The organism is Falsiroseomonas oleicola, from assembly GCF_019029495.1.
Taxonomy (GTDB): Bacteria; Pseudomonadota; Alphaproteobacteria; order Acetobacterales; family Acetobacteraceae; genus Falsiroseomonas; species Falsiroseomonas oleicola.
The window spans coordinates 23,947-47,485 of the sequence record NZ_JAERQM010000002.1 but is presented as its reverse complement, the minus strand read 5'-3'; the positions used below and the strand labels follow the sequence as shown (position 1 = coordinate 47,485).

The 23,539-nt window shown below is 70.9% G+C and carries 27 protein-coding genes; 11 read left to right on the top strand and 16 right to left on the bottom strand.

What is annotated here, in order from left to right; genetic code table 11:
- Nucleotides 1-16: 16 nt before the first annotated feature.
- Nucleotides 17-733, bottom strand: coding sequence for a cytochrome b/b6 domain-containing protein (locus JJQ90_RS07175; RefSeq protein ID WP_216873922.1), 717 nt, complete (start codon nucleotides 731-733; stop codon nucleotides 17-19).
- A gap of 104 nt (nucleotides 734-837) precedes the next feature.
- On the opposite strand from JJQ90_RS07175, the gene JJQ90_RS07170 reads away from it, so the two are divergent.
- Both JJQ90_RS07170 and JJQ90_RS07165 read left to right on the top strand, forming a co-directional pair.
- Entirely contained in the window at nucleotides 838-1,512 is a 675-nt protein-coding gene (locus JJQ90_RS07170; protein WP_216873920.1) for a hypothetical protein, read from the top strand.
- A 132-nt stretch (nucleotides 1,513-1,644) separates the two neighbouring features.
- Nucleotides 1,645-3,270, top strand: coding sequence for an ankyrin repeat domain-containing protein (locus tag JJQ90_RS07165; RefSeq protein ID WP_216873918.1), 1,626 nt, complete (start codon nucleotides 1,645-1,647; stop codon nucleotides 3,268-3,270).
- A 2-nt stretch (nucleotides 3,271-3,272) separates the two neighbouring features.
- Here the strand turns inward: JJQ90_RS07165 and JJQ90_RS07160 are convergent, their stop codons facing one another.
- Both JJQ90_RS07160 and JJQ90_RS07155 read right to left on the bottom strand, forming a co-directional pair.
- The gene (locus JJQ90_RS07160; protein ID WP_216873916.1) at nucleotides 3,273-4,070 is read right to left on the bottom strand and encodes an alpha/beta fold hydrolase; all 798 of its coding nucleotides are present in this window, start codon (nucleotides 4,068-4,070) and stop codon (nucleotides 3,273-3,275) included.
- A gap of 11 nt (nucleotides 4,071-4,081) precedes the next feature.
- Nucleotides 4,082-4,870 (bottom strand): SDR family NAD(P)-dependent oxidoreductase, encoded by a 789-nt coding sequence (locus JJQ90_RS07155; RefSeq protein WP_216873914.1) that lies wholly within the window; start codon nucleotides 4,868-4,870, stop codon nucleotides 4,082-4,084.
- Between the two features lie 112 nt (nucleotides 4,871-4,982).
- Between JJQ90_RS07155 and JJQ90_RS07150 the strand changes: the two genes are divergently transcribed.
- The 5 genes from JJQ90_RS07150 to JJQ90_RS07130 all read left to right on the top strand — a co-directional run bounded on the left by JJQ90_RS07150 (nucleotide 4,983) and on the right by JJQ90_RS07130 (nucleotide 7,489).
- The gene (locus tag JJQ90_RS07150; RefSeq protein ID WP_216873912.1) at nucleotides 4,983-5,768 is read left to right on the top strand and encodes a DUF3750 domain-containing protein; all 786 of its coding nucleotides are present in this window, start codon (nucleotides 4,983-4,985) and stop codon (nucleotides 5,766-5,768) included.
- A gap of 99 nt (nucleotides 5,769-5,867) precedes the next feature.
- Entirely contained in the window at nucleotides 5,868-6,308 is a 441-nt protein-coding gene (locus JJQ90_RS07145) for a Rap1a/Tai family immunity protein (RefSeq protein WP_216873910.1), read from the top strand.
- A 17-nt stretch (nucleotides 6,309-6,325) separates the two neighbouring features.
- Nucleotides 6,326-6,604: a glycine zipper domain-containing protein gene (locus tag JJQ90_RS07140; RefSeq protein WP_216873908.1), complete on the top strand. Its 279-nt coding sequence runs from the start codon at nucleotides 6,326-6,328 to the stop codon at nucleotides 6,602-6,604.
- A 59-nt stretch (nucleotides 6,605-6,663) separates the two neighbouring features.
- On the top strand, nucleotides 6,664-7,176 hold the full coding sequence (locus JJQ90_RS07135) for a M23 family metallopeptidase (protein WP_216873906.1): 513 nt from the start codon (nucleotides 6,664-6,666) through the stop codon (nucleotides 7,174-7,176).
- Nucleotides 7,177-7,285: 109 nt separating this feature from the next.
- Nucleotides 7,286-7,489: a DUF4170 domain-containing protein gene (locus JJQ90_RS07130; protein WP_216873905.1), complete on the top strand. Its 204-nt coding sequence runs from the start codon at nucleotides 7,286-7,288 to the stop codon at nucleotides 7,487-7,489.
- Here JJQ90_RS07130 and JJQ90_RS07125 read toward each other — a convergent pair.
- From JJQ90_RS07125 to rplM, 12 genes are all read right to left on the bottom strand, one after another.
- A complete protein-coding gene (locus JJQ90_RS07125; protein WP_216873904.1) occupies nucleotides 7,457-8,419 on the bottom strand; it encodes a sterol desaturase family protein in 963 nt (320 codons plus the stop codon). The two genes, JJQ90_RS07130 and JJQ90_RS07125, sit on opposite strands and share 33 nt — an antisense overlap.
- The gene (mntR, locus tag JJQ90_RS07120) at nucleotides 8,416-8,874 is read right to left on the bottom strand and encodes a manganese-binding transcriptional regulator MntR (protein WP_216873903.1); all 459 of its coding nucleotides are present in this window, start codon (nucleotides 8,872-8,874) and stop codon (nucleotides 8,416-8,418) included. The genes JJQ90_RS07125 and mntR overlap by 4 nt, the downstream gene beginning before the upstream one ends.
- 95 nt (nucleotides 8,875-8,969) lie before the next feature.
- On the bottom strand, nucleotides 8,970-9,815 hold the full coding sequence (locus tag JJQ90_RS07115) for a metal ABC transporter permease (protein WP_230410472.1): 846 nt from the start codon (nucleotides 9,813-9,815) through the stop codon (nucleotides 8,970-8,972).
- The gene (locus tag JJQ90_RS07110; protein ID WP_216873902.1) at nucleotides 9,812-10,669 is read right to left on the bottom strand and encodes a metal ABC transporter permease; all 858 of its coding nucleotides are present in this window, start codon (nucleotides 10,667-10,669) and stop codon (nucleotides 9,812-9,814) included. The genes JJQ90_RS07115 and JJQ90_RS07110 overlap by 4 nt, the downstream gene beginning before the upstream one ends.
- Nucleotides 10,670-10,703: 34 nt before the next feature.
- Nucleotides 10,704-11,576, bottom strand: a complete 873-nt coding sequence (locus JJQ90_RS07105; RefSeq protein WP_329959397.1) for an ATP-binding cassette domain-containing protein — start codon at nucleotides 11,574-11,576, stop codon at nucleotides 10,704-10,706.
- A complete protein-coding gene (locus tag JJQ90_RS07100) occupies nucleotides 11,576-12,502 on the bottom strand; it encodes a metal ABC transporter substrate-binding protein (protein WP_216873901.1) in 927 nt (308 codons plus the stop codon). Before JJQ90_RS07100 ends, JJQ90_RS07105 begins: the two co-directional genes overlap by 1 nt.
- A gap of 138 nt (nucleotides 12,503-12,640) precedes the next feature.
- Nucleotides 12,641-13,138: a hypothetical protein gene (locus tag JJQ90_RS07095; RefSeq protein WP_216873899.1), complete on the bottom strand. Its 498-nt coding sequence runs from the start codon at nucleotides 13,136-13,138 to the stop codon at nucleotides 12,641-12,643.
- 31 nt (nucleotides 13,139-13,169) lie between these two features.
- Nucleotides 13,170-13,748: a hypothetical protein gene (locus tag JJQ90_RS07090; RefSeq protein ID WP_216873897.1), complete on the bottom strand. Its 579-nt coding sequence runs from the start codon at nucleotides 13,746-13,748 to the stop codon at nucleotides 13,170-13,172.
- A gap of 75 nt (nucleotides 13,749-13,823) precedes the next feature.
- Complete coding sequence (locus JJQ90_RS07085) at nucleotides 13,824-14,351, bottom strand: gamma carbonic anhydrase family protein (RefSeq protein WP_216873895.1); 528 nt, start codon at nucleotides 14,349-14,351, stop codon at nucleotides 13,824-13,826.
- A 19-nt stretch (nucleotides 14,352-14,370) separates the two neighbouring features.
- Entirely contained in the window at nucleotides 14,371-15,330 is a 960-nt protein-coding gene (gene argC, locus JJQ90_RS07080; RefSeq protein ID WP_216873893.1) for an N-acetyl-gamma-glutamyl-phosphate reductase, read from the bottom strand.
- Nucleotides 15,331-15,463: 133 nt separating this feature from the next.
- Nucleotides 15,464-15,970: a 30S ribosomal protein S9 gene (gene rpsI / locus JJQ90_RS07075; RefSeq protein WP_216873891.1), complete on the bottom strand. Its 507-nt coding sequence runs from the start codon at nucleotides 15,968-15,970 to the stop codon at nucleotides 15,464-15,466.
- 2 nt (nucleotides 15,971-15,972) lie between these two features.
- Nucleotides 15,973-16,476: a 50S ribosomal protein L13 gene (rplM, locus tag JJQ90_RS07070; RefSeq protein WP_216873889.1), complete on the bottom strand. Its 504-nt coding sequence runs from the start codon at nucleotides 16,474-16,476 to the stop codon at nucleotides 15,973-15,975.
- Nucleotides 16,477-16,653: 177 nt separating this feature from the next.
- Here rplM and JJQ90_RS07065 point away from each other — a divergent pair, with 177 nt between their 5' ends.
- The gene (locus JJQ90_RS07065; RefSeq protein WP_216873887.1) at nucleotides 16,654-17,046 is read left to right on the top strand and encodes a VOC family protein; all 393 of its coding nucleotides are present in this window, start codon (nucleotides 16,654-16,656) and stop codon (nucleotides 17,044-17,046) included.
- 16 nt (nucleotides 17,047-17,062) lie between these two features.
- Here the strand turns inward: JJQ90_RS07065 and JJQ90_RS07060 are convergent, their stop codons facing one another.
- Nucleotides 17,063-17,284 carry a hypothetical protein gene (locus JJQ90_RS07060; protein WP_216873885.1) on the bottom strand — a complete coding sequence of 74 codons (222 nt, stop codon included), beginning with the start codon at nucleotides 17,282-17,284 and terminating at the stop codon, nucleotides 17,063-17,065.
- A 163-nt stretch (nucleotides 17,285-17,447) separates the two neighbouring features.
- Here JJQ90_RS07060 and JJQ90_RS07055 point away from each other — a divergent pair, with 163 nt between their 5' ends.
- From JJQ90_RS07055 to JJQ90_RS07045, 3 genes are read left to right on the top strand one after another with little or no spacing between them, the layout of a single operon-like run.
- Nucleotides 17,448-20,438 (top strand): N-6 DNA methylase, encoded by a 2,991-nt coding sequence (locus JJQ90_RS07055; RefSeq protein WP_216873883.1) that lies wholly within the window; start codon nucleotides 17,448-17,450, stop codon nucleotides 20,436-20,438.
- Nucleotides 20,439-20,484: 46 nt separating this feature from the next.
- Nucleotides 20,485-22,191, top strand: a complete 1,707-nt coding sequence (locus JJQ90_RS07050; RefSeq protein ID WP_216873881.1) for a dihydroxy-acid dehydratase — start codon at nucleotides 20,485-20,487, stop codon at nucleotides 22,189-22,191.
- Nucleotides 22,192-22,250: 59 nt separating this feature from the next.
- On the top strand, nucleotides 22,251-23,432 hold the full coding sequence (locus JJQ90_RS07045; RefSeq protein WP_216873879.1) for a M20 aminoacylase family protein: 1,182 nt from the start codon (nucleotides 22,251-22,253) through the stop codon (nucleotides 23,430-23,432).
- The last annotated feature ends 107 nt before the right edge of the window (nucleotides 23,433-23,539 follow it).

Below are 23,539 nucleotides of genomic sequence, written 5' to 3'. Positions count from 1 at the left end.
GGTTGAGACGGATACCTCACCCGAACGCGCTGGCGCTGCCCTGGGCCGAGCCCCAGCTCACCAGCGCCCAGACCGCGCCCGCCGCCGCCGCCAGCAGCGCCAGGGCCAGCCAGTTGCTGCCCATGCGCGGCTGCGGGCCGCGATAGACCACGGGCAGGCGCAGCGCGCCGGTGATCATCGGCCCCACCAGATTCTGCTTGCGCACCAGGCGATACAGCAGGATCGCCAGGATATGCAGCACCGCCGCCGCGACGATTCCCCAGAACACCCGCAGATGGATGGAGGTCGCCAGCGCGCTGGTCGCCGGGTCCACCGCGCGGGCCAGCGGGCCGCGGGTGAAGATCTCATCATCGGCGAACAGCCCGCTGACCGCCTGGGCCAGCAGCAGCCCCAGCAGCACCAGCACCATCCAGCCACCGGCCGCATTATGGCCGATTTCCACCGCCGCCTGCCGCCGGCGGAAATGGCCGAGATGGCGGATCGCCTCCAGGGGGGAGGCCAGGAAGTTGCGGAAGCGTGCGGTCTGGCTGCCGACAAAGCCCCAGGCGATGCGGAAGATCAGCAGCGTCAGGATCGTGTAGCCGGACAGCACGTGCAGGTCGAAGCGATGCGTCTCCGCCGACCACCAGGAAAGCGGAATCAGCAGGACGATGGCCCAGTGCACCAGCCGGATCCACGGGTCCCAGACCTTCAGGCGACGCGTTCCGGGCAGGGGCGTGGTCTCGCGGGCCATGGCGGGTCCTCGGCTTGGCAACGATGGCGATTAGGCCGGCCGGTCGCGCCGCCGCAAGTTTCGGAAGGTGACGCGGAGCGTCACGGAACAACAGGTGACGCGGCATGATGGCGCAAGCGATGCCAGGGCTGCTCGCCCTGCTGGTGGCAGGCGCGCTGGCGCTGGCCGGGCGGCGTTGGCGTGGGGCAGCGATGCTCGCACTTGGCGCGGGGGTACTGGCGGGCTGGTGGTGGCTGTTCGGCGCCCTGCCCGCCTCCCCCCGGCAATTGCCCGAAAGGCTGCCACTGCTGGCGCTGGCCATGCTTGTGCTGGTCGGGCTCGGCATGGTCTGGCGACTGGCGCCGGCCTGGCTGCTGCCGGGCCTCGGGGTGCTGGGCACCGGCTGGTGGATGGCCGGCGCGCCGCGCAACCTGGCCGACCTGGCACAGGCCGCTCCGGTCGTGGTAGCGGTCGCGCTCTATGCCCTGCCGGCGCTGCGGGCGACGCGCGGGGCGGCGGTGCTGGCGGCGGGGCTGCTCTGGGCCGGACTGGCGCTGGCCGGGCCGCCGGGGCCGGCGGCGCTGCTGGCCCTCGGGCTTTGGGGCGCCAGCCTGGGCGCGGCGGCCGCCCCGCCGGGCACGCGGCTGGCCAGCCTGCCCTTCGCCGCCGCCTTGGCCGCCCTCGCCGCCCTGCCGGTGCTGGCGCGCGGCGCGGCGGTGGATGGGGCGGTCGCGTTGCTGCCGCTGGCGGCATTGCTGCTCTGGCCGCGCATCTTGACCCTCCGCCACCGTCGCCGGTAGCGTCGCCACGCGGAGCAAGCCGCATCCGGGCCCGCGGGCAGGGTTCAACCCACTTGCAGCGCTGACCTCGCGCCAGACCTTTGTGCCGCCGGCATTGCGGGCCTTCGGCGATCCTGTGCACGGAGGTTTCGCATGCCCATCCTGCCCGACCGGGTGAATCTCGACCATTTGCGCAAACAGGCGAAGGCGCTGCTGCGCGCCCTGCGCGACGGCGAGGCCGAGGCCATCGCCCGCTTCCGGCGCGCCTTGCCCGCCGCCGCCGGCCTGTCGCCCGAGGCCCTCGCCGCGCTTCGCCTGCATGACGCGCAATCCTGCCTCGCCCGCGACCACGGCTTCGCCAGTTGGGCGGAGCTGAAAAGCCATGCCGAAGCGCAGGGCGATGGCGGCGCCCGACAGCGGCTCTGGCTGGAACGGGTCTATGCCGGCGACGTCACCGGCAGCACCAACCCCGCCCGCCCCGCCGTCGCCGCCCGGATGCTGGCCGAGACCCCCGATCTGGCGGCAGGAGACCCCTGGCTCGCCTGCGCCATCGGCGATGTCGCGGCGCTGCGCCGGGCGACCGAGGCCGATCCCGCCTGGGTGAACCGCCCGGGCGGCCCGCTGCGCCTGCCACCGCTGGTCGCCGTCACCCATTCCAGCCTGCTGCGCCTGCCGGATTTTCACGAGCGGCTACGGGACAGCGCCCGCCTGCTGCTGGCGGCCGGCGCCGATCCCAACCAGCGCATCGGCAATCGCTTCCCCCCGGCCTCCCTTACCGTGCCGGATGCGGCGCAACCACTTTCCGCCCTCTACGGCGCCGCCGGGTCCCAGCGGGACGCGGCAATGACGCGGCTGCTGCTGGCGGCGGGCGCCGATCCGGATGACGGCGAATCGCTCTATCACGCGCTCGAAAACCCGGACTGCACGCGGCTGCTGCTGGCGCATGGCGCGCGCATCCCAGGCACCAATGCCATCTACCGCGCCCTCGACCTCGCCGATGCCACGCCGCTGGAACTGTTGCTGGCCGCCGGCGGCAATGCGCGGGAGCCGGCGCGCAACCCGCCGCTGAGCGACTATGGCTCGCCGCTGCTCTGGGCGATCCGCCGGCGGCGGTCGCCGCGCCATGTCGCGGCGCTCCTGGCGGCCGGCGCCGATCCGCGGGACCGCACACCTTCCGGCATCAGCGCCTGGCGCCTCGCCATGCAATTTGGCCTCGCGGAGGTCGCCGCGCTGCTGGCCGAACAGGGCGCGGCCGAGAGCCTGACGGAGGAAGAGGCCTTCCTCGCCGCCTGCGCCAGTGCCGACGAAGCCGCCGCGCGCGCCATCGCCGCACGGCGCCCGGACCTGCCGGCCGCGCTATCCGCGCAGCAGCTCCGCCTGCTGCCCGACCTGGCGGCGGAGGGCGCCGATGCGGCCGTGCGGCTGATGGTCGGGATGGGCTGGCCCATCGCGGTGCCGGGCGGCGACTGGAACGCCTCCGCCCTCAACCTCGCGGTGTTTCGCGGCGATGCGGCGCTGGCGCGCTTTCTTCTGGCGCATGGCGCGCATTGGACCGAGCGGCATGGCCATGGCGACGATGTCCGCGGCACCCTCTCCTGGGCCTCGGTCAACGAGCCCGTGGCGGGCGGCGACTGGCCCGGCTGCGCCCAGGCCCTGCGCGACCACGGCCTGCCACAGGGCCGGCGCGATCCGGCCGCGCCCGGGATGGTGGTGATCGAGGGGCGCGGCCGCGTCTTTTCGGAGGATGTGGCGGAGGTTCTGCTGGGCGACTCCGACTGATCTCAGCCGAAGAAGAAGTCCCGCACCAGCGCCGCCGTCGCTTCGGGGTCGGAGGCGGCGACGTGGTAGCTGTCATTCTCCACCACGACGAGGCGGGAGCCGGCGATGCGCTCCTGCCAGGCCTTCACCTCATCGACGGAGCCCAGGCCGCTGCCGGTCGTCGTCACCACCAGCGTCGGCGCCTGGATGCGGTCCACCTCCGCCGTCACATCGACGGAGGGCACCATCTGCAGAAAACCCTCCAGCGTCGAGGCGGCGGTGCGGCCCATCATGGCCGTCCACCAGGCCAGCGCCTCCGGCGACATGCGCGTGCCCATGCGGCCTTCGTTGGAGGCAGCGACCCAGGCGGGCACGCCCTCCGCCGCGATCTGCGCCCGCCAGCCGGGGGTGCGGCCGGCCATGTTGGTGAGGGAGGCGGGGCCGCCGAGCACCGCCAGCTTCTCCACCAGTTCCGGATGCCGCGCGGCGACGGCCATGGCGATGGTGCCGCCGATCTTGCCGCCCGCCAGCAGCACCCGCCCTGCGCCGAGATGGCCGATCAGCGCCACCACATCGGCGACGAGCTGGTCGAAGCGCCAGGGGTGGTCCGCCGGCATCGGCGTCGATCCGCCATAGCCGCGCAGGTCCAGCCGCACCACGCGGGCCTGGCGTGCCAAGGCGGGGACGAAGGCGCGAAACGCCTCCCCGCTTTCCGCCAGCCCGTGCAGCAGCAGCACGGTGGGCGGCGTGGTCCAGCCATCGGTGAAGTCATCCACGGAATAGGCCAGCGTCGCGCCGGCCGAGACCTCGAAATGGGGCATTCGAAAAACCTTCAGATGCAGCGGGTGCCGCCGCCGTCGATGTCGATATTGGTGCCGGTGATGAAGCCGGCCCGGTCGGAGCAGAGGAAGGCGACGAGGCCCGACACCTCCTCCGCCGTGCCCAGCCGCCCCATGGCGACGGAGCCGATGGCCGCCGCGTTCTCGGCCTCCGGGTCCCGCCCGCTGCCGGCCGCGCCTTGCGCCACCAGCGCGTCCCAGCGCGGGGTCGCGATCGGGCCAGGATTCACCCCCACCACCAGCACATTGTCCGGCGCGCAATCCTGCGCCAGGGCATGGGTGAAGCTGAGCAGGGAGGCATTGACGCTGGAGCCCACGATATAGGTGGCGCGCGGCTGGTGGCCGGATCGGCCGATGATGTTGATCACGCGCCCCCAGCGCCGCGCCCGCATCGGCAGCACCAGCAGCCGGGCGCAGCGCATATAGCCCATCAGCTTCAGGTCGAGGGATTTGCGCCAGGTGGCGTCGTCGCTGTCGGCGATGCGGCCCATCGGCGTGGCGCCGGCATTGTTCACCAGGATGTCGATAACGCCGAGCGCCGATTCGGCCTGCGCCACCGCTGCCTCCAGCGCCGCCGGGTCCACCAGGTCGGCGGCGATCGGCACGGTGCGGCTGCCGGTCTCCGCGGCAATGGCGGCGGCCGCTTCCGCCAGCCTTTCGGCGCCGCGCGCCACCATGGCGACGGCCACGCCCTCCGCCGCCAGTTCCCGCGCGATGGCGCGGCCGATGCCCATGGAGGCGCCGGTGACCAGCGCCGTCCTGCCCTTCAGGCCCAGTTCCATCCTGCCCGCTTCCCCAATTTCTGGCCGTGAACAGGCCGCCACCCTGCCGTGCTGTCAATCCGGGGTGGTTGGGTTGCGAGCGCGCCGGTCCGACCAAAGATGTGGGTCCACCATGAAAATCCTCCGCTGGTCCCTGGCGCTCTTCGCGCTGTTCTTCCTGCTGCCGCTGGCGATCTCGGCGCTGCTGTATCAGTTCAACGGCGTCGGCACCGCCTGGCGCACCGCCGATCGCGGCAGCGCCGGGCTGTTGCCGGCGGCAAGCCAGCACCGCCCGGCCGTGGTGCGCGTCTTCGCCGCCCCCACGGTGCGCTGGCGCGGCATCTTCGCCGTGCATTCCTGGCTGGTCATCAAGCCGGAGGGCGCGGACAGCTACACCCGCTACGACTACACCGCCTGGGGCGCGCCGATCCGGGTGAACGGCTTCGCCGCCGATGGCCGCTGGTTCGGCCGGATGCCGGAGCTGGTCTTCGCCGCCGATGGGGCGGAGGCGGCGCGGATGATCCCGGCCATGCAGGCCGCCATCGCGGATTACGCCTGGGCCAACCAGGGCGACTACCGGGTCTGGCCCGGCCCCAACTCCAACACCTTCGTCGCCGCGGTGCTGGATGCCGTGCCCGGGCTGCCGGCCGCCCTGCCACCGAACGCCATCGGCAAGGATTTTCCGCATGACGGGCGCTGGCTGCGGCTCACCGGCTCGGGCACCGGCCTGCGCCTGTCGCTCGGCGGCTATGCCGGGCTGACCCTGGGCTGGGTCGAGGGCGTGGAGGTGAACCTCCTCGGCGCCGTCGCCGGCCTCGATCTGCGCCGCCCGGCGGTGAAACTGCCGGGGCTGGGGCGGATCGGCATGGCGCCCGTGGCCACGGCGCAGGCCGGCCAGGCTTTTTCCGCGCAGCACTGAACGGAACCGCCCGGCGGGCGTTGTCACTGGGATGCTTGCGCCCGGGTCACCCCCGGCCAGGCAGACTCTGCCGCTTCACTTCCGAAGGGAGGAACGACGATGCGCCTTGTGGCAACCGTCGCCATGCTGGGCCTGCTGGGCCTTTCCACCGCACACGCCCAGGGACCGCGCGGCCCCGACCGTGACAACGACCTGACCGACCATGTGCAGACCGTGGCCGACCTCGCCGCCGTCTGCGATCCGCGGGTCCAGGGCATGCGCCGCTACGAGGCCATCGCCTATTGCCAGGGCTTCGTGACCGCGGCCGGGCAGTATCATGCGCTGTTGCACCCCACGGGTGGGCCGGTGCGGCCGCTGTATTGCGTGCCGAGCCCGGGGCCGAGCGTGGCCGAGACCGGCATCGGCTTCGCCGCCTGGGCGCGCGAAAACCCGTCCTATGCGCGGGAACCGGCGCTGGACGGCTTCCTGCGCTACGCGCAGGCGCAGTTCCCCTGCCCGCCGATGACGCCCCCGGCCCGTCGCGGCCGGCCGACACGCTGAGCGAAAGGACCCCGATCATGCGCTTCATGCGCCTCGTTCTTCCCCTCGCCGCCGGCCTTGGCCTGGCAGCCTGCGGTGACCTCAACCCGACGCAGCAGCGGGTCGCCACCGGCGCCCTCGGCGGTGGTGCCGTCGGCGGCGTCCTCGGCTCCTTCAGCGGCAATGCCGGGCTCGGCGCCCTGCTCGGGGCCGGTGTCGGCAGTGCGGGTGGCTACCTGTATGACCAGTCGCAGCCGCGCTACGACAACCGCCGAGCCCCGCCGCGGCGTGGCGATGGCCGCAACTACCGCCGCTGAGGCTTGCCCATTGCCGGGTGGCGCGGGTAACCCGCCGCCCGGCTCGGACAGGATTCGGCATGCGACTTTTCATCCTGCTGGCGGCGCTGATGGCGGCGCCAGCCACGGCGCAGACCCTGCCCCCTACGCTTCGGCTGCCCCCCGAGCTTCGCCTGCCCATCGAATTGCGGCTGCCGGTCAGCCCGGCCTGCATCTCCTCCCCCTTCGGCCCGCGGGCGGAAGGCGCCGCTGGCCCGCGGGCCTCCCGCAACCACCGTGGCATGGACATGCCGGCGCCGGCCGGCGCCTGGGTGGTGGCCGCCGCCGCCGGGCAGGTGGTGGCGATCCGGCGCCAGGGCGCGGCGGGTCTCACGGTCGAGCTCCGTCATGAAGGCGGGGTCACCACCCGCTATGTCCATCTCGGCACCGTCGCCCCCGCCCTGGCGTCCGGCCGCCGTCGCGTGGCGCAGGGCGAGCGCCTTGGCCGCATCGGGCGCACCGGCATCACCTATGGCACGCATCTGCATTTCGAACTGGTGGTGAATGGCGTGGTCGTGGACCCGGCGCCACATCTGCCGATCCGGCCCTGCTGATCCCTTCATGAAATTGTAGGGCCGGCGGTCCAATTTACCCGGGCCTGGCGATACCGCCACGCAGCCGGATGCTCTAATGCTGCACCGCGGCATGATGAAGGGACCAAGGATGACCGAGCAGCAGATCTGGGTGGTCTGGGGCGGCGTCTTCACCGACACCAGCTTCACGGTGCTGGAGAAGGGCACCGAGGAATTGCACGGCCCCTATCACAGCGAGGCCGAGGCCGATCGCGCCTGGCAGGACCATACCCGCCGCAAGGTCGATATCGCCACGCACCGCCTATTCGTGCTGCTCGCGCGTCGGACGGGCTGAGCGGGGGCGCAGCCGGGCCAGAGCTGCGCGCAGCCCGGCCACCTGCTGCGCCAGGAAGCCGCCGCTGACGATGGCCGCATCCGCCCCCGGCACGCCGGTGGCCGGATAGTCGCGCCGGTTCCAGTCGGCGGTCCCGAACATCCAGTCCCAGACCGGCAGCAGCACGCCGTAGTTCACGCCCTTGGCCTCGGTGGAGAGCACGCCGTGATGGGCGCGGTGGAAGCGCGGCGAGACCAGCAGCCTTTCGCCGACCGCGCCGAAATCCACCCGCGCATTGGCATGCGACAGCGATTCGACGATGCGCGTGACCAGCACGATCACCGGGAACTGCGCCGGCGGCACGCCGATGGCGAGCGCCAGCAGGCCGAGCCAGATGGCGGCGATGACGTCATCCACCAGATGGTTGCGGTCATCGGTCCAGAAGGTCATCTGGGTCTGGGCGTGGTGCACGGCATGCAGTTCCCACCACCAGGGAATGCTGTGCTGAAGCCGGTGGCGCCAGTATTCGCCGAAATCCAGCACCACCACATAGATCGCCAGCGCGATCAGCGGGTAGTCGCGCAGCGGCGGGATCAGGCTTTCCAGCGTTGGCGGCACCATGCCGAAATCGACGATGGTGCCATGCAGCCAGACCTGCAAAGGCCGGAACAGCACGAAGACCGCCAGCGGCAGGATGCCGAGGCGGATCAGCAGCGTGTAGAGGATATCCGTCCGCACCGCCGCGCTGTCCTTCCAGCGCTCCACCGGCCGCCACAGCTCCAGCCCGCCGCAGAGCGCGATGCAGACCGCGATCTGCACCAGGCCGAGCAGGGCGAAGCCCAGCCAGTCGAAGGCCTCCTCCTCCCAGGCCATCAGGCCGAGGTCATAGAGGGCGGGGATCAGCCAGGCCTCATGGATGCTGGCGCGGATGCCGTCGAGGAATTCGATCATGGCGTCCTGCCACGCTCCGACAGGAAACGCTCGAAGGCGGCGAGGGTCTCGGCGCTAACATGATGCTCGATGCCCTCGGCATCCTGTTCCGCGACATCGGCCGGCACGCCGAGCGCGGCGAGGAAGGCCACCACGGTCTGGTGCCGGGCGCGCACCCGGCGGGCGAGCTCGTGCCCGGCCTCCGTCAGGAAGACGCCGCGATAGGGTTTGGAATGCGCCAGCCCATCGCGCTTCAGCCGGCCGATGGTCTTGATGGCGGTGGCATGGGTGACGCCGAGGCGGCGGGCGATGTCGGTGGGCCGCGCCTCCGCATCGCGTTCCAGCAGGTCGGCGATGATCTCGACATAATCCTCCGCCAGCGCGGCGGCGCGGGCGGTGCGGGCGGAGGCATGGCGCGCGGCCTCATCCGGCGGTTCGGATGGGCAGGGCTCCGGGCTGGAATCGGCCGTGGTCATTCGCACCTACTAGCATCGTGGAATGACCGGTGCCAATTTGAAGCACGGGCTACAGCTTGATCCGAAAGGCAGCGGCTACCGCTGGCCGCTCGGCCTCATCCCGGCTGCGCGGCCGGCCGCCGCCGCAGCAAGCCGTGGCGTGGGGAGGCCAGCAGCGCGAGGACGAAGATCGCCGACAGCGCCAGCACGATCGACCCGGCGGTGGAGGCGTTCAGCATGAAGCTGAGCTGGATGCCCACCACCGTCGCCGTGCAGGCCGCCGCCACCGAGACCATCACCATCCGCCCGAAGCGGTCCGTCATCAGCAGGCCGATGGCGCCCGGCGTGATCAGCAGCGCCACCACCAGGATGACGCCCACTGCCTGCACCCCCGCCACGATGCTCGCCGCCAGCACCGTCAGCAGCAGCAGCCGCAGCCGGCCGACATGCAGCCCGACGATGCGCGCCTGCCCCGGGTCGAAGCAGTACAGCACCAGGTCCCGCCCGCGCACCGCCAGCACCAGCAGGGCGGCCGTCGTGATGCCGAGCGTCGTCCAGAAATCCTCGGCCTCGATGCCGAGGATGCTGCCGAACAGCACATGGGAGAGATGCACGTTGGACCGCACCTGCGACAGCAGGATCAGCCCGACGGCGAACATGCCGCTGAACACCACCCCCATCGCCGCATCCTCCTTGACGCGGGAGGTGGCCTTGATGGCGCCGGAGGCGATGGCGCAAGTGAGGCCGGCGACGAAGGCGCCGATCACCAGCGGAATGCCGAGCAGCCAGGCGCCGACCACGCCGGGCAGGATGGCATGGCTGACCGCATCGCCCATCAGCGACCAGCCCTTCAGCACCACGAAGCAGGACAGGATGGCCGAAAGGGCGGCGACCATCAGCCCGACGAACAGCGCCTGGATCATGAAGCCATGCATCCAGGGGGCGAGCAGGGCCTCGATCATGCGGGGGACTCCACGGCTTTCGCGGCGGCACGGCGGCTGGCGCGGATGCCGTGCTTCGGGGCGAAGACCAGCACGACCACGAAGATCGCCGCCTGCAGGGCGACGATGCTGCCGCCGGTCGAGCCATCCAGGAAATAGCTGGCATAGGCGCCCAGGAAGCCGGTGCTGGCCCCGATGGCCGATGCGATGGCCGCCATCCGCCCGAAGCGATCGGCCAGCAGATAGGCGGTGGCACCGGGCGTCACCAGCATGCCGATCACCAGCACCGCCCCCACCGCCTGCAACCCGGCCACGGCGGTCGCCGCCAGCAGGGTCAGCAGCAGCACCCGCATCCGCCCCGGGCTGCCGCCGGCGGCGACCAGTTGCACCGGGTCGAACAGCGACAGCATCAGGTCGCGCCCACGGATGGCGATGACCAGCGCCACCACCACGGCGATGATCGCCATCTGGATGATATCGGCATCGGCGATGCCCAGCACATTGCCGAAGATGATGGTCTGAAGCCGCACATTCGACGGGAACAGCGACAGCAGGAACAGTCCCAGCCCGAAGAAACCCGTAAAAACCACGCCGATCACCGCATCCTCCCGGATCGGGGTGCGGCCGCGCAGCCCGGCCATGGCCAGCGCCGCCAGCATGCCGGAGGCGAAGGCCCCGATGGCGAAGGGAATGCCGCCCAGCCAGGCCAGCACCACGCCCGGCACGATGGCATGGCTCAGCGCATCGCCCATCAGCGACCAGCCCTTCAGCACCACGTAGCAGGAGAGCAGCCCGGCGACGGCGCCGACCAGCACGCTGATGCCCATGGCGCGCAGCATGTAGTCGTATTCGAAGGGGATCAGGAGTTCGGTCATCGGCGGGTACCCACGACACGCAGCTTCGCCACCCTCACAGATCCTGCGTCAGCCGGCCGAGCACCCGCCCGTCCGGCGCCATCACCAGCGGCCGCTCGTCATCCGACAGCACCACCACATGCCCCGCTTCCAGCGGCGCATGGGCCTTGGCCTGTTCCGGCAGGCTGTGCTGGCGCAGCGCGCCGCCGAAGGCGTGCAGCAGGTTGGGGCCGGTGAAAACCTCCGCCGTCGGACCCGCCGCCAGAACGGTTCGGTTCACCAGCACCACATGGTCGCAGAAGGTCGGCACGGAGCCGAGGTTGTGGGTGGAGACCAGGATGATCTTCCCCTCCTCCCGCAATGCCTTCAGCAGGTCGATGATCGCGTCCTCGGTGGTCACATCCACCCCGGTGAAGGGCTCGTCCAGCAGCAGAAGCTGGCCGCCCTGCGCCAGGGCACGCGCCAGGAAGACGCGCTTGCGCTGGCCGCCCGACAACTCGCCGATCTGCCGCTCCGCGAGGTCCGACATGCCGACCCGCGCCAGCGCGGCATCCACCGCCTTGTGGTCAGCCGCGCGTGGGATTCGAAGAATGCTCATGTGGCCATAGCGGCCCATCATCACCACGTCGCGCACGCCGACGGGGAAGGACCAGTCCACCTCCTCCGCCTGCGGCACATAGGCGACGAGGTTGCGCCGCAGCGCCGCCTGCACCGGCTCCCCGCCGATGCGCACGCTGCCGGCGCTGGGCCGGACCAGTCCCATGATGGATTTGAACAGCGTCGACTTGCCGCTGCCATTGATGCCCACCAGCCCGCAGACCGTCCCCGGGGCCAGGATGAAGCTGGCATCGCGCAGTGCCAGGTGGCCGTTGGGATAGGTGACGGTGACGCCCTGCACCACCAGCCCCGGCATCGCCCCGCCATCCATCAGCGGGGTGCCTGCGTGCCGAGCAGGCCGCGCAGGATGACCTCCGCATTCGCCTCCAGCAGCTTGAGATAGGTGGGCGCGGGGCCGTCATCCGGTGTCAGGCTGTCGACGAACAGGGCGCCGCCGTAGCGCGCGCCGGCCTCCCGCGCCACCTGGCGCATCGGGCGGTCGTTCACCGTGCTTTCGCAGAACACCGCCGGCACGCGGGAACGTCGCACCGTGTCGATCATGGCGCGGATCTGCCGGGGCGAGCCCTCATCCTCGGAATTGATCGGCCAGAGATAGGCCTCCCGCAGGCCGTAGTCGCGGGTCAGGTAGCTGAAGGCGCCCTCGCAACTCGCCAGCACGCGGCGATCGGCCGGCAGCCGCGCCAGGCTTTCGCGCATCCGCGCATCCACCGCGCGGATTTGTCCCGAGTAGCGTTCCGCATTGGCGGCGAAGGTGGTGGCGTTGGCGGGATCGAGTTCCGACAGCGCCTTGCGGATGTTCTCGACATAGACGAGCGCCAGGGTCGGCGACATCCAGGCATGCGGGTTGGGCTGGTTGGCATAGGGGCCCTCGCCGATGCCGATCGGGGTGATGCCCTCGGTCAGCACGGCCTGGCGGGTATTGCCGGCGCGGCTGAAAAACCGCTCGAACCAGCGCTCCAGCCCCATGCCGTTCCACAGCACCAGATCGGCGGCGCGGGCGCGCACCACATCCAGCGGCGTCGGCTCGTAGTCATGGATCTCGGCGCCGGGACGGGTGAGGCTTTCCACCAGCACCGCCTCCCCGGCCACGTTCTGCGCCATGTCGGCCAGCACGGTGAAGGTGGCGACGACGCGCTTCGGCGCCTGGGCGCGGGCCGGCAGCGCGGGCAAGGCAAGAAGTGCCGGCAAGGCAAGACTGGCGGCCAGCAGGCGGCGGCGGGTTGCAGGTCCGGTCATGGCATCCCTATCGGCTGTTGGAGTCGGTGGATGTCGTATGAGGTTGAACATCAGGCTCGACCGTCAGTATGTAGCCAAGGCTACACACCGCGCAAGCCACCAGGATCCCAGGGCGGTCAACCCTGCGCCATCAGCCGTTCAGTCGACGTCCCAGCGTCCGTCGCCGGTGAGTTCGGATTGCGCCAAGGCAGTGGCCCGCGCGGCATGCGGCAAGGGCGGCAGCGTGGCGAGACGGGCAAGCATGCTGCCGCCCTGCCCCACCGCGTCCAGTGCCGCCGCAGCGCGCGCGGGCTCCCCTGCCTCCAGCGCGGCCGCGGCATCGAGGAGGGCGCCGGCCACCGCGGCCGGCGCGGCGGCGGATGGGATGCCCAGCGCCCCGCGCAATTCATCCCGGCCCTGGATCAGGAAGAGCCCGAGCAAGGGCGAGGCGCGGCGCCATTCGGGCAGATGCACCAGTGTCGCCGCCAGCCATTCCAACCGCGCCGCCTGCCGCGCGGCCTCCGCCGGCCTGCCGGCCAGGGTGGTGGTATCCGCGAAAGCCGGCGTGGCGGCGAGGACGGCGGCGCGGGCCGGATCGCCCAGCCCGGCCGGCATGGCCAGCGGCACCTCCGCCGGCGGTGGCACGGGCTGCGCCATGCAGCCCGCCAGGATCAGGACGGGAAGAAGTCTAGAAAAACCGCTCACGCTGGTTCCGGTCGTTGTCGCGCCGGTTCAGCGCATCCCGTGCCCGGGCCGTCGCCGAAGCGGCACGCGGCAAGGGCGGCAGGTCCGAAAGCCGGGCCAGCGCCGCATCCGGGCCACCCTGCGGGGCCAGGGCGGCCAGCGCCGTGCCAGCCGCCGCCCGGTCGTTGCGGCGCAGCGCGGCGGCCGCGTCATACAGCGCATTCACCGCCACCTGCGGCGGGGCATCGCCCCGGAAGCCCAGCGCCTGCCGCGTCTCCGCCCGCGCCTGGCGCAGTTCGACCGAGACCAGCGGCTGCATGTCCCGCCACGGCCCGCCGAAGCCCAGCTCCACGGTGAGGTATTCCAGCTGCGCCAGGGCCTGCGCCGCCGCCGCCGGGTCACCGGCGAGGGAGGAGGGTGTGCCGAAGGCGTAGGAGGAGGCGAGAATGGCCCCGCGCGTGGGGTCGCCGAGTCCGGCCCGCTCGGCGCTGACCGGCAGGTTCACATATTCCGGCGGCGGGCTCGGTGTGCAGGCCCCGGCCAGCAGGGCGGTCACGGCCAGGGTGGCGAGTGCGGGTCGCATGTCGGGCATCCTCACCTTGCGTTAGCCGGAAATGGGGCGCGCCAAGGCGCCCCACAAGTCAGGCCCTGTGGCGGCTCAACGCGCGAGCGACGCGCGATGCCGCTTCGCCAGCGCCACATAATTCGGCGCCGTGCGGTCGAACTTGCCCCGCTCCTCCGCCGACATCACCCGCACCAGCTTGGCCGGGCTGCCCATCCACAGCTCGTTGGGGCCGATCACCTTGCCGGGCGGCAGCATGCCGCCAGCGCCGAGCATCCCGCCCTCCTCGATCACCGCGCGGTCCAGCACCGTCGCGCCCATGCCGACGAAGGCACGGTTCTTCAGAGTGCAGGCATGCACGATGCAGGCATGGCCGATGGTGACGTCATCGCCGATGATCAGCGGCTCTGCCCCCGCATTCAGGTGCAGCACGCTGCCATCCTGGATATTGGTGCGGGCGCCGATGCGCATGATGTTGGTGTCGCCACGCAGCACACAGTGATACCAGACGCTGCTGTCCTCGCCGATCTCGACATCACCGATGACAATGGCGGTCGGCGCCACCCACGCCTCCGGATGGATCTTTGGGTGTTTGTCCTCGAAGGGGATGACGGGACCGGTCATTCGTTTTCTCCCAGCTATTTCAAGCGGCCAGCGGCAGTGCGGCGCTCACGTCCACACCGAGCATCAGCCCGATATTCTGCACCGCCGCGCCGGATGCACCCTTGCCCAGATTGTCCAGCTTGGCCACCAGCACCGCCTGCCCGAGCGCCGCATTCCCGTAGATGCGCAATTCAAGAAAATTGCTGCCGTTCAACTCCTCCGGCGCCAGCCGCGCCTTGGCGTCGGCCGCTTCCACCCGCACCCAGCCACTGCCGGCATAGGCGGCGCGGAGGCAGGCTTCGAGGTCGGCGGGCGTCGGCTTGCCGTTCAGCAGGTCGAGATGCAGCGGCAGGGACACCAGCATGCCCTGCGCGAAGTCACCCACCGAAGGGACAAAGACAGGCCGCCGCGTCAGCGCGCCGTACTTCTGCAACTCCGGCACATGCTTGTGCTCGAGGTTCAGGCCATAGAGGAAAAACGGCGCGGCGCTGCGGGTCGGCTCGAATTCCGCGATCATCTGCTTGCCGCCGCCCGAATAGCCGGAGACGGCATTGACGGTCACCGGATAATCCGGCGGCAGCAGCCCGGCCTCGACCAGCGGACGGATCAGCGCGATGCCGCCAGTGGGGTAGCAGCCGGGATTGGAGACGCGCGTGGCGCCGGCCACGGCGGCCGCCTGCGCCGCGTTCAACTCCGGAAAACCATAGACCCAGTCCGGGTCCACCCGATGCGCGGTGGAGGCATCGATCAGCTTGGGCGCATCGGCGCCAAGGGCCTGCGCCATGGCGGCGCTTTCCTTGGCCGCGGCGTCCGGCAGGCAGAGGACCACCAGGTCCACCTCCGCCATCAGGGCGCGCTTCGCCTCGGCGTCCTTGCGCTGGGCGTCGGGGATGCTGCGCAGGGCGATGCCGGGGAAACGGGCCAGGCGCTCACGGATCTGCAATCCGGTGGTGCCGGCCTCGCCGTCGATGAAAACGCTGGGGATGGGTCCCTTGGCCATGGTCATGTTCCCTCGGATCGCAGCCATGCCGCCCTCCGGCGGCCGAAAAAGCAAGAGGGGCAGGCCCTTGCGGACCTGCCCCTCTCGGATAACCAGCCATGCAGGCCGGGCGTGACGCCCGGTCCGCCCGGCGTCAGCGCTTGGAGAACTGGAAGGATCGGCGGGCCTTCGCCTTGCCGTACTTCTTGCGCTCGACCACGCGGCTGTCGCGCGTCAGGAAGCCGGCCTTCTTCAGGATGCCGCGCAGGCCCGGCTCGTAATAGGTCAGCGCGCGGGTGATGCCGTGGCGCAGCGCACCGGCCTGGCCGGACAGGCCGCCGCCGACGACCGTCGCGAAGACATCGAACTGCTGGTCGCGATCGGCCACCAGGAAGGGCTGGCCAATCACCATCCGCAGCACGGGGCGCGCGAAATAGGTGGTGGAGGGCTTGCCGTTCACTTCGATCTTGCCGCTGCCGGGCTTCACCCAGACGCGGGCGATCGCGTTCTTCCGGCGACCGGTGGCGTAGGACCGGCCGAGGCTGTCACGCTTCGGGGCGACGATCGCTGCCGGCTCGGCGGCGGGGCCACCGGCGGCCGCGACCAGGTCCTTGAGTTCGGCCAGGGACCCGCCGCTGCGGGGGGATTCAGTCTCGCTCATGCTCAGGCGGCCTTACCAGCGGCGGCCTTCGCGGGCGCGCCGAAGACGTTCTTGCGGTTCATCGCGCCGACATCCAGCGCGGCCGGGGTATTGCCGGCATGGGGATGCTCGGGGCCGGCATAGACATGCAGGTTGCGCATCTGCGCGCGGCCGAGCGGGCCACGGGTGATCATGCGCTCCACCGCCTTCTCCAGCACCCGCTCGGGGTGCGGGCTGGCCAGGCGCTCGGCGACCGTGCGGCCCTTGATGCCGCCGGCATAGCCGGTGTGCCAGTAGAAGACGGACTGCTCGGCCTTCTGGCCGGTGACCTTGACCTTCTTCGCGTTGATGACGACGACATGGTCGCCGCAATCCACATGCGGGGTGAAGGTCGGCTTGTGCTTGCCGCGCAGGCGATTGGCGATGACGCTGGCCAGACGGCCGAGCACCAGGCCCTCCGCGTCGATCAGCACCCAGTTCTTGGTGACCTCCGCCGGCTTGATGGAGGTGGTTTGCCGAGTAAGCATCTGCTTCGTAATTCCGACTATCGGTCTGGCGCGCCTTATCCGGCGGCAGGGTCGGAAAGTCAAGGCAAACCGGGGTTTTTCGCTGGCGGTATCGGGATACCGCCACCCATCGCCAGGACCGCAAGACGCATCAAGCGCCGCCATGGCAAACCGCCCCGGCAACCGGAGGCCACGACGATGTTCAGCCACGCCTCCCTCGGCACCAACGACTTCGACCGCGCCCTGGCCTTCTACGACGCCCTGCTCGTCCCGCTCGGCCTGACCCGCTTCCATACCGATGCGGCACAGGGCCAGGCCGGCTATGCCGCGAACCCCGAGGCGAGCCCGCAATTCTGGCTGATGCGCCCGATCGACGGCCGCCCCGCCACCGCCGGCAATGGCGTCACCCTGGCCTTCGAGGCGCCGGACCGCACCGCCGTCCGCGCCTTCCACGCCACCGGCCTCGCCCAGGGCGGGACGGAGGAGGGTAGCCCTGGGCTGCGGCCGCATTATCATGCCGATTATTACGGGGCCTATCTGCGCGACCCCGATGGCAACAAGCTCTGCTGCGTCTGCCACCGCCCGGCGTGAGCGCGGCGGCGCGCGCCTATTCCGGCGCCTCGGCTGCCAGGCGGGCGTTCATCACGGCGTAGAGCCGGTCCATCTCCACATCGAAGGCGGCCCATAGCGCGGCCGCCTCCGCCGCCGGCAGCAGGTCCTTGCCGTAGCGGAAGGCATTATCCTCCCGGATGATGGCCAGATGGTCGTCCCAGGGCATGTCCTCGGCCGCCCGCACCAGGGCGAGCGTGGCCTGCAGCCGCGCGCGCATGATCCGCACGACCTCCTCGCTCGGCCCTTCGGCGGCGGGTTTCGGTTCGGATGCGAAGAGATCGGCTTGTCCGTGCATGGCCTAGCGATAGCAGGGAACCGGCGAGTCGGCACAGCGGCCAGTGCCACTAGGCAGCCCGCCCCCGATCACGCATCCTGGCGCAATGCCGTGGCGCAACAATAGATTGCCGGACGTGGTGGCCGCCCTCGCCACCCGGCCGCGGCACGAGACTCTGCGCATGATGCTCGGCGAGCTGCTGCGCGAGGGTTTCGGCGCGGCCTGGCACGAAATGCAGCAGGAAGCCTGGCTGCTGGACGGCACCGGCCGGATCGACACGCTGTGGGGCGCCACGGTCATCGAGCTGAAATCCGACCTGCGGCGCGAGGAAACGGACGTGCTGCGCCGCATGCCGGACTATCTGCGCGACGCCGCCGCCCGCGCCGCCTCCCCGCGCCCGGTCACCGGCATCGCCACCGATGGCGCCACCTTCGTCGCCTATGCCCTGCGCGACGGCGCGCTGCATGAACTGGCCCGCCACCAGACCGACCCTGCCCGGCCGGCGGAGCTGATGGCCTGGCTGGAGCCGCTGCTCTCCGACACGCCGGACCTGATTCCGGACCCGCGCAGCATCGCCCAGGCCTTTGGCCGCGCCAGCCTGACCTTCGGCCGCGCCCGCCTCTCGCTCGAAGCCCTCTGGGCGCGGCTGCGCGACGATCCGGAGGTGCGGCTGAAGCGGGATCTGTGGGACGGGCTGCTGCGCGAGGCCTATGGCGAGGCGGTCGGCCAGGATTCGCTGTTCCTCCAGCACACCTATCTGGTGATCGTGGTGAAGGCGATCGCCGCCCGGGTCCTGGGCCTGTCGGTGGACGACCCCGCCGCGCTGCTCTCCGGCTCCGCCTTGGCGGATGAGGGTATCCAGGGCGCGGTGGAGGCCGATTTCTTCGACTGGCCGCTGCGCGAGGCCGAGGGCGCGGCGCTGGTGCGCCAGGTGGCGCGCGGCGCCGACCGCTTCCGGCTGCGCGATGTCGAGACCGACGTGCTGAAGATCCTCTACGAAAGCCTGGTGGACCCGGAGGAGCGGCACGACCTCGGCGAATACTACACGCCGGACTGGCTCGCCTTCCGGGTGGTGGAGGCGGCCGTCCCCCGGCCGCTGGAACAGCGCGTGCTGGACCCGGCCTGCGGATCGGGCACCTTCCTGTTCCATGCGCTGCGCCGGCTGGTGGCGGCCGGCCGCGCGGCGGGGTGGGAGGATCGGCGTATCCTGGAAGCGGCGGCGGAGGGGGTGCGCGGGCTGGATGTGCACCCCGTCGCCGTCACGCTGGCGCGCGTCACCTGGCTGCTGGCGCTGGGGGAGGTGCTGGCCGGGCGGTCCGCGCGGCTGACCGTGCCGGTCTTCCTGGGCGATGCGCTGCAATGGGGGCTGCGGCGCTACCTGGACCAGGCGGATGTGCTGATCGAGGTGCCGGGCGAGGCGCCGCTCCAGGTGCCCACCGGCTTCGCCGAGGAGCAGGAGCTGTTCGAGCAGGGGCTGGAGACGCTGAACCAGGGGCTGCGCGACGGCGCCTCCGCCGTGCAGGTCACCCGCCGCCTGGCCCGGCTGGAGGGGGCGGCGCCGGCCGATGTGGAACGGCTCGGCCAGACCTATGCGCATCTCAAGCGGCTCTACGATGCCGGGCGCAACGGCATCTGGACCTTCGTGCTGCGCAACCTGCGCCGGCCGATCTTCCTGTCGCGGGATGACCAGCGGGCGGATGTGCTGGTCGGCAACCCGCCCTGGATCGTCTACCGCCACCTCAGCCCGGCGATGAAGGACCGGGTGAAGGAGGGGCTTTCGGAATACGGCCTCTGGGTCGGCGGCAACCTGGCGACGCAGCAGGATATCTGGGCGCTGTTCTGGGCGCGCGGGGCGGAACGCTACCTGCGGCCGGGCGGCACTCTGGCCTTCGTGGTGCCCTTCGCGGCGCTGAACGCGCCGGTCTTCGCGCCGCTGCGGGCGGGGGTGTTCGGCGGGGTGGAGGTGCGGCTGACCGGCGCCTGGGCGCTGGAACGGGTCTGGCCGATCTTCGGCGCGCAATCCGGCAGCAGCACCACCAGCACCTGCGTGCTGTTCGGCCAGCGCGCCCCGGCCGGGCCGGTGCCGGCGGAGGTGGATCGTTTTGCGGGACGGCTGGCGCGGCGCGATGCGACGGATGCGGAAGCCGCGATGGTCCTGCAAAGGACGCGGGCGCCCTGGCCGCGGGCGCGGACACTTTTGGGGGTTTCGCCGTATCGGGCGCGGTTTCGGCAGGGCGCGACGGTGGTGCCGCGGCGGTTCTTTGTCGTGGACCCGGAACCGGAGACGCGACTTGGGAGGAACCGTAACGCGCCGAGAGTCCGCGGGCGAGTTGGGTCGCTCGACAAGGCGCCGTGGAAGGACATCGAGCCGCCACGCGGCCCGGTGGAGGCGATCTTCCTGCGACCGCTTGCTCTTGGAGAATCGGTGGCGCCATACCGCATGCTGGACACCGCGACGGCCGTTATTCCGCTTGCCGGAAGCGAGCTACTTGACGCGGCGGCTGCGGCGGATCGCGGCTACCGTTATCTCGCTGCCTGGCTTGGCGACTGCGAAAAAAAATGGGCCGAGCACAGCAATAGAAATAGTGTCGGCCAACAGCGGATGACGCTGCGCGGAAGGCTCGATCACATGCGAGGAACTTCCGCACAGACGGTCAACGCGGAACTCCGGGTCCTCTACACCGCATCTGGCACGCGCCTCAGCGCCGCTCGTGTGAACGATCCTGCCTTCATCGTCGAGCACAAAGCCTATTGGGCGCCCGCCCGGTCCGCCGAGGAAGCCGGCTACCTTCTCGCCCTGCTCAACAGCGCCGCCGTACTGGCAAAAATCACCGACCTCCAGCCGCATGGGCAGCGCGACAAGCGGGACTTCGACAACCTCGTCTGGACCCTCCCCATCCCCGAATACGACCCGGCCGAGCCGCTGCATCGCGACCTCGCCGCCGCCGCCACCCAGGCCGAGGCGGTCGCGGCCAGCGTCCCGCTCGACCCCGCCGCGCATTTCACCGGCCATCGCCGCGCCATCCGCGCCGCCCTGGCGGCGGATGGCATCGCCGCGGAGATCGAGGCGCTGGTGGACGCGCTGCTGCCGCCCTGAAAGACACCTCTGGACAGGCCACGCGCCGCGAAGGAGTCTCCCACCCATGGAAACGACCCCCAAGCCGCAAGGCCTCGCCAATCGCTCCTCGAACTACGGGGACCGCGACTTCGCCCTCTATCTCCGCCGGTCCTTCGCCAAGTCCATGGGCTATTCCCAGGCGATGCTGGACAAGCCCGTGGTCGGCATCGCCGATACGGGCTCGGATTACAACAACTGCCACCGCACGGCGCCCGAGCTGATCGAGGCGGTGAAGCGCGGCGTGTTGGCGGCCGGTGGCCTGCCGCTTGCCTTCCCGACCATCAGCATCTGCGAACCCTCCCTCACCCCCTGTTCCATGCACTATCGCAACCTGATGGCGCTGGACACGGAGGCGATGCTGGCGAACCAACCGATGGATGCCGCCGTGCTGGTGGGCGGCTGCGACAAGACCGTGCCGGCCCAGCTCATGGCTGCCATTTCCTCCGGCACGCCCAGCGTCATGCTGGTGGTGGGGCCGATGCTGGCGCAGTCCTTCGCGGGCGAACGGCTTTCCGCCTGCACCGATTGCCGCCGCTACTGGGCGCGCTACCGCGCCGGGGAAGTCTCGGGCGAGCGGATCAAGACCCTTGAGGGAAAACTGGCCACCACCGCCGGCACCTGCGGCGTGATGGGCACGGCCAGCACCATGGCCTGCATCGCCAGCGTGCTCGGCTTCATGCCGCTGGATGCCGCCTCCGCCCCCGCGGTGCATGCCGACCGGCTGCGCATGGCCGAGGAGGCCGGCGCCCAGGCGGTGCGGCTGATCCAGAAGCCGGTCACGCCGCTGTCGCTGATGACCCAGGGCAACCTCGACAACGCTGTCCGAGTCTTGCTGTCCATCGGCGGCTCCACCAATGCGGTGGTGCATCTGGCGGCCATCGCCGGCCGCGCCGGGCTGAAGCTGGACCTGCGGCGCCTGGACGAGCTCAGCGAGACCACCCCCGTGCTGGTCGATCTGAAGCCGACCGGCGAGGGCTATATGGAAGACTTCCACAGCGCCGGCGGCATGCAGGCGCTGCTGTGGGAAATCCGCGACCTGCTGGACCTCGACACGCTGGACCTGGATGGGGTGACGCTGCGCGACCGGATCGGCGATGGCAGCCATTTCGTGGACCGCAAGATCATCCGCGCCCGCGAAACGCCGGTCTCGCCGGTGGGCGGGCTGGTCACCCTCTACGGCTCGCTCGCGCCGGACGGCGCCATCCTCAAGCGCAGCGCCGCCACCGCATCGCTGTTCGAGACGGAGGCGCGCTGCCTGGTGTTCGACGGGCTGGAAGACCTGGCCAACCGGATCGACGACCCGGAGCTCGACGTGCTGGCCACCGATATTCTCGTCCTCAAGAATGCCGGCCCGCGTTCCCCGGCCGGCATGCCGGAGGCCGGCTACCTGCCGATCCCCAAGAAGCTGGCGCGGGCCGGCGTGAAGGACATGGTGCGGATTTCCGACTGCCGCATGTCCGGCACCGCCTTCGGCACCATCGTGCTGCATGTGGCGCCCGAGGCCTCGGTCGGCGGCCCGCTGGCCCTGGCCGAGACCGGCGACCGTATCCGCCTCTCGGTCAAGGACCGCCGGATCGAACTGCTGGTGGATGAGGCGGAAATGACCCGCCGCCGCGCCCTCTGGTCCCCCGCCCCCGCCCCGGCGCGCGGCTGGGACCGGCTGGTGCATGAACAGGTGACCCAGGCGCCGCAGGGCGCCGACCTCGCCTTCATGCTGCCGCCCGTCGCGTAAACCTTGCGCGGTCCGGTGACCCGTCCCAAACAGGGAGGGTCAAGCCGGAGGCCGCGCCCATGCCCGTCATCAACCGCATCGCCGAATTCCATCCCGAGATGACGGAATGGCGCCACGACCTGCACCGCCATCCGGAGCTGGGCTTCCAGGAGACCCGGACCAGCGGCGTGGTCGCCGCGAAGCTCCGCGAATTCGGCTGCGACGAGGTCGTGACCGGCATTGCCACCACCGGCGTGGTCGGCGTGATCCACGGCCAGGGCGGCCCGAATGGCCGCGCCGTCGGCTTCCGGGCGGATATGGACGCGCTGCCGATCGAGGAGGCCACGGGCAAGCCCTATGCCTCCCGGACGCCCGGCATCATGCATGCCTGCGGCCATGACGGCCACACCACCATGCTGCTCGGCGCGGCCAAGTACCTGGCCGAGACCCGCAACTTCGCCGGCACCGTCTACCTGGTGTTCCAGCCGGCCGAGGAGAACCTGGCCGGCGGCGAGGTGATGGTGAAGGAGGGGCTGTTCCAGCGCTTCCCGATGGATCGCATCTTCGGCCTGCACAACTGGCCCGGCGCGCCCGCCGGCATCTTTCTGCACGCGCCCGGCCCGGTGATGGCGGCGGTGGCCAATCTGGAAGCGACCATCACCGGTCGCGGCGCGCATGGCGCCATGCCGCATAACGGCATCGACCCGATCCTCATCGCCTCCCACATCGTCACCGCGCTGCAATCCGTGGTGGCGCGCAACGTGAATCCGCTGGAGGCGGGGGTCATCACCATCGCCCATATCAAGGGCGGCTTCACCTTCAACGTCATCCCCGAAAGCGTGCAGATGCAGGGCACCGCGCGCTGGTTCCTGCCGGAGGTCGGCGACCTTCTGGAGGCGAATTTCCTGCGCATCGTGAGCGGCGTCGCCGCCAGCTTCGGCGCCACGGCGGAGGCCAGCTTCACCCGCGCCTACCCCGCCACGGTGAACGAGCCGGAGAGCACGGTGGCCGCCGCCCGCGCCGCCGCCCTGGTGGTCGGCGAGGCCCGCGCCCGCCCGCTGCCGCAGCCCACCATGGGCGGCGAGGATTTCAGCTTCATGCTGAACGAGAAGCCCGGCGCCTATCTGTTCCTGGGAGGCGGCAAGGGCGAGGGCGACGCCATGGTCCACCACCCGAAATACGACTTCAACGACGAGATCCTGCCCATCGGCGCCTCCTGGTTCGCCACGCTGGCGGAGCAGGAACTGCCGCGCCAGGGGTAAGGCCGGGCAGCTTCGGCCGCATCAGACCAACCGCACGAAGTGCCGACCTGCGGCCCGAAGGGCCGAGCGCGCGAATGCGCGCCGCGGCTCATGCCGCGAAGCCAAGG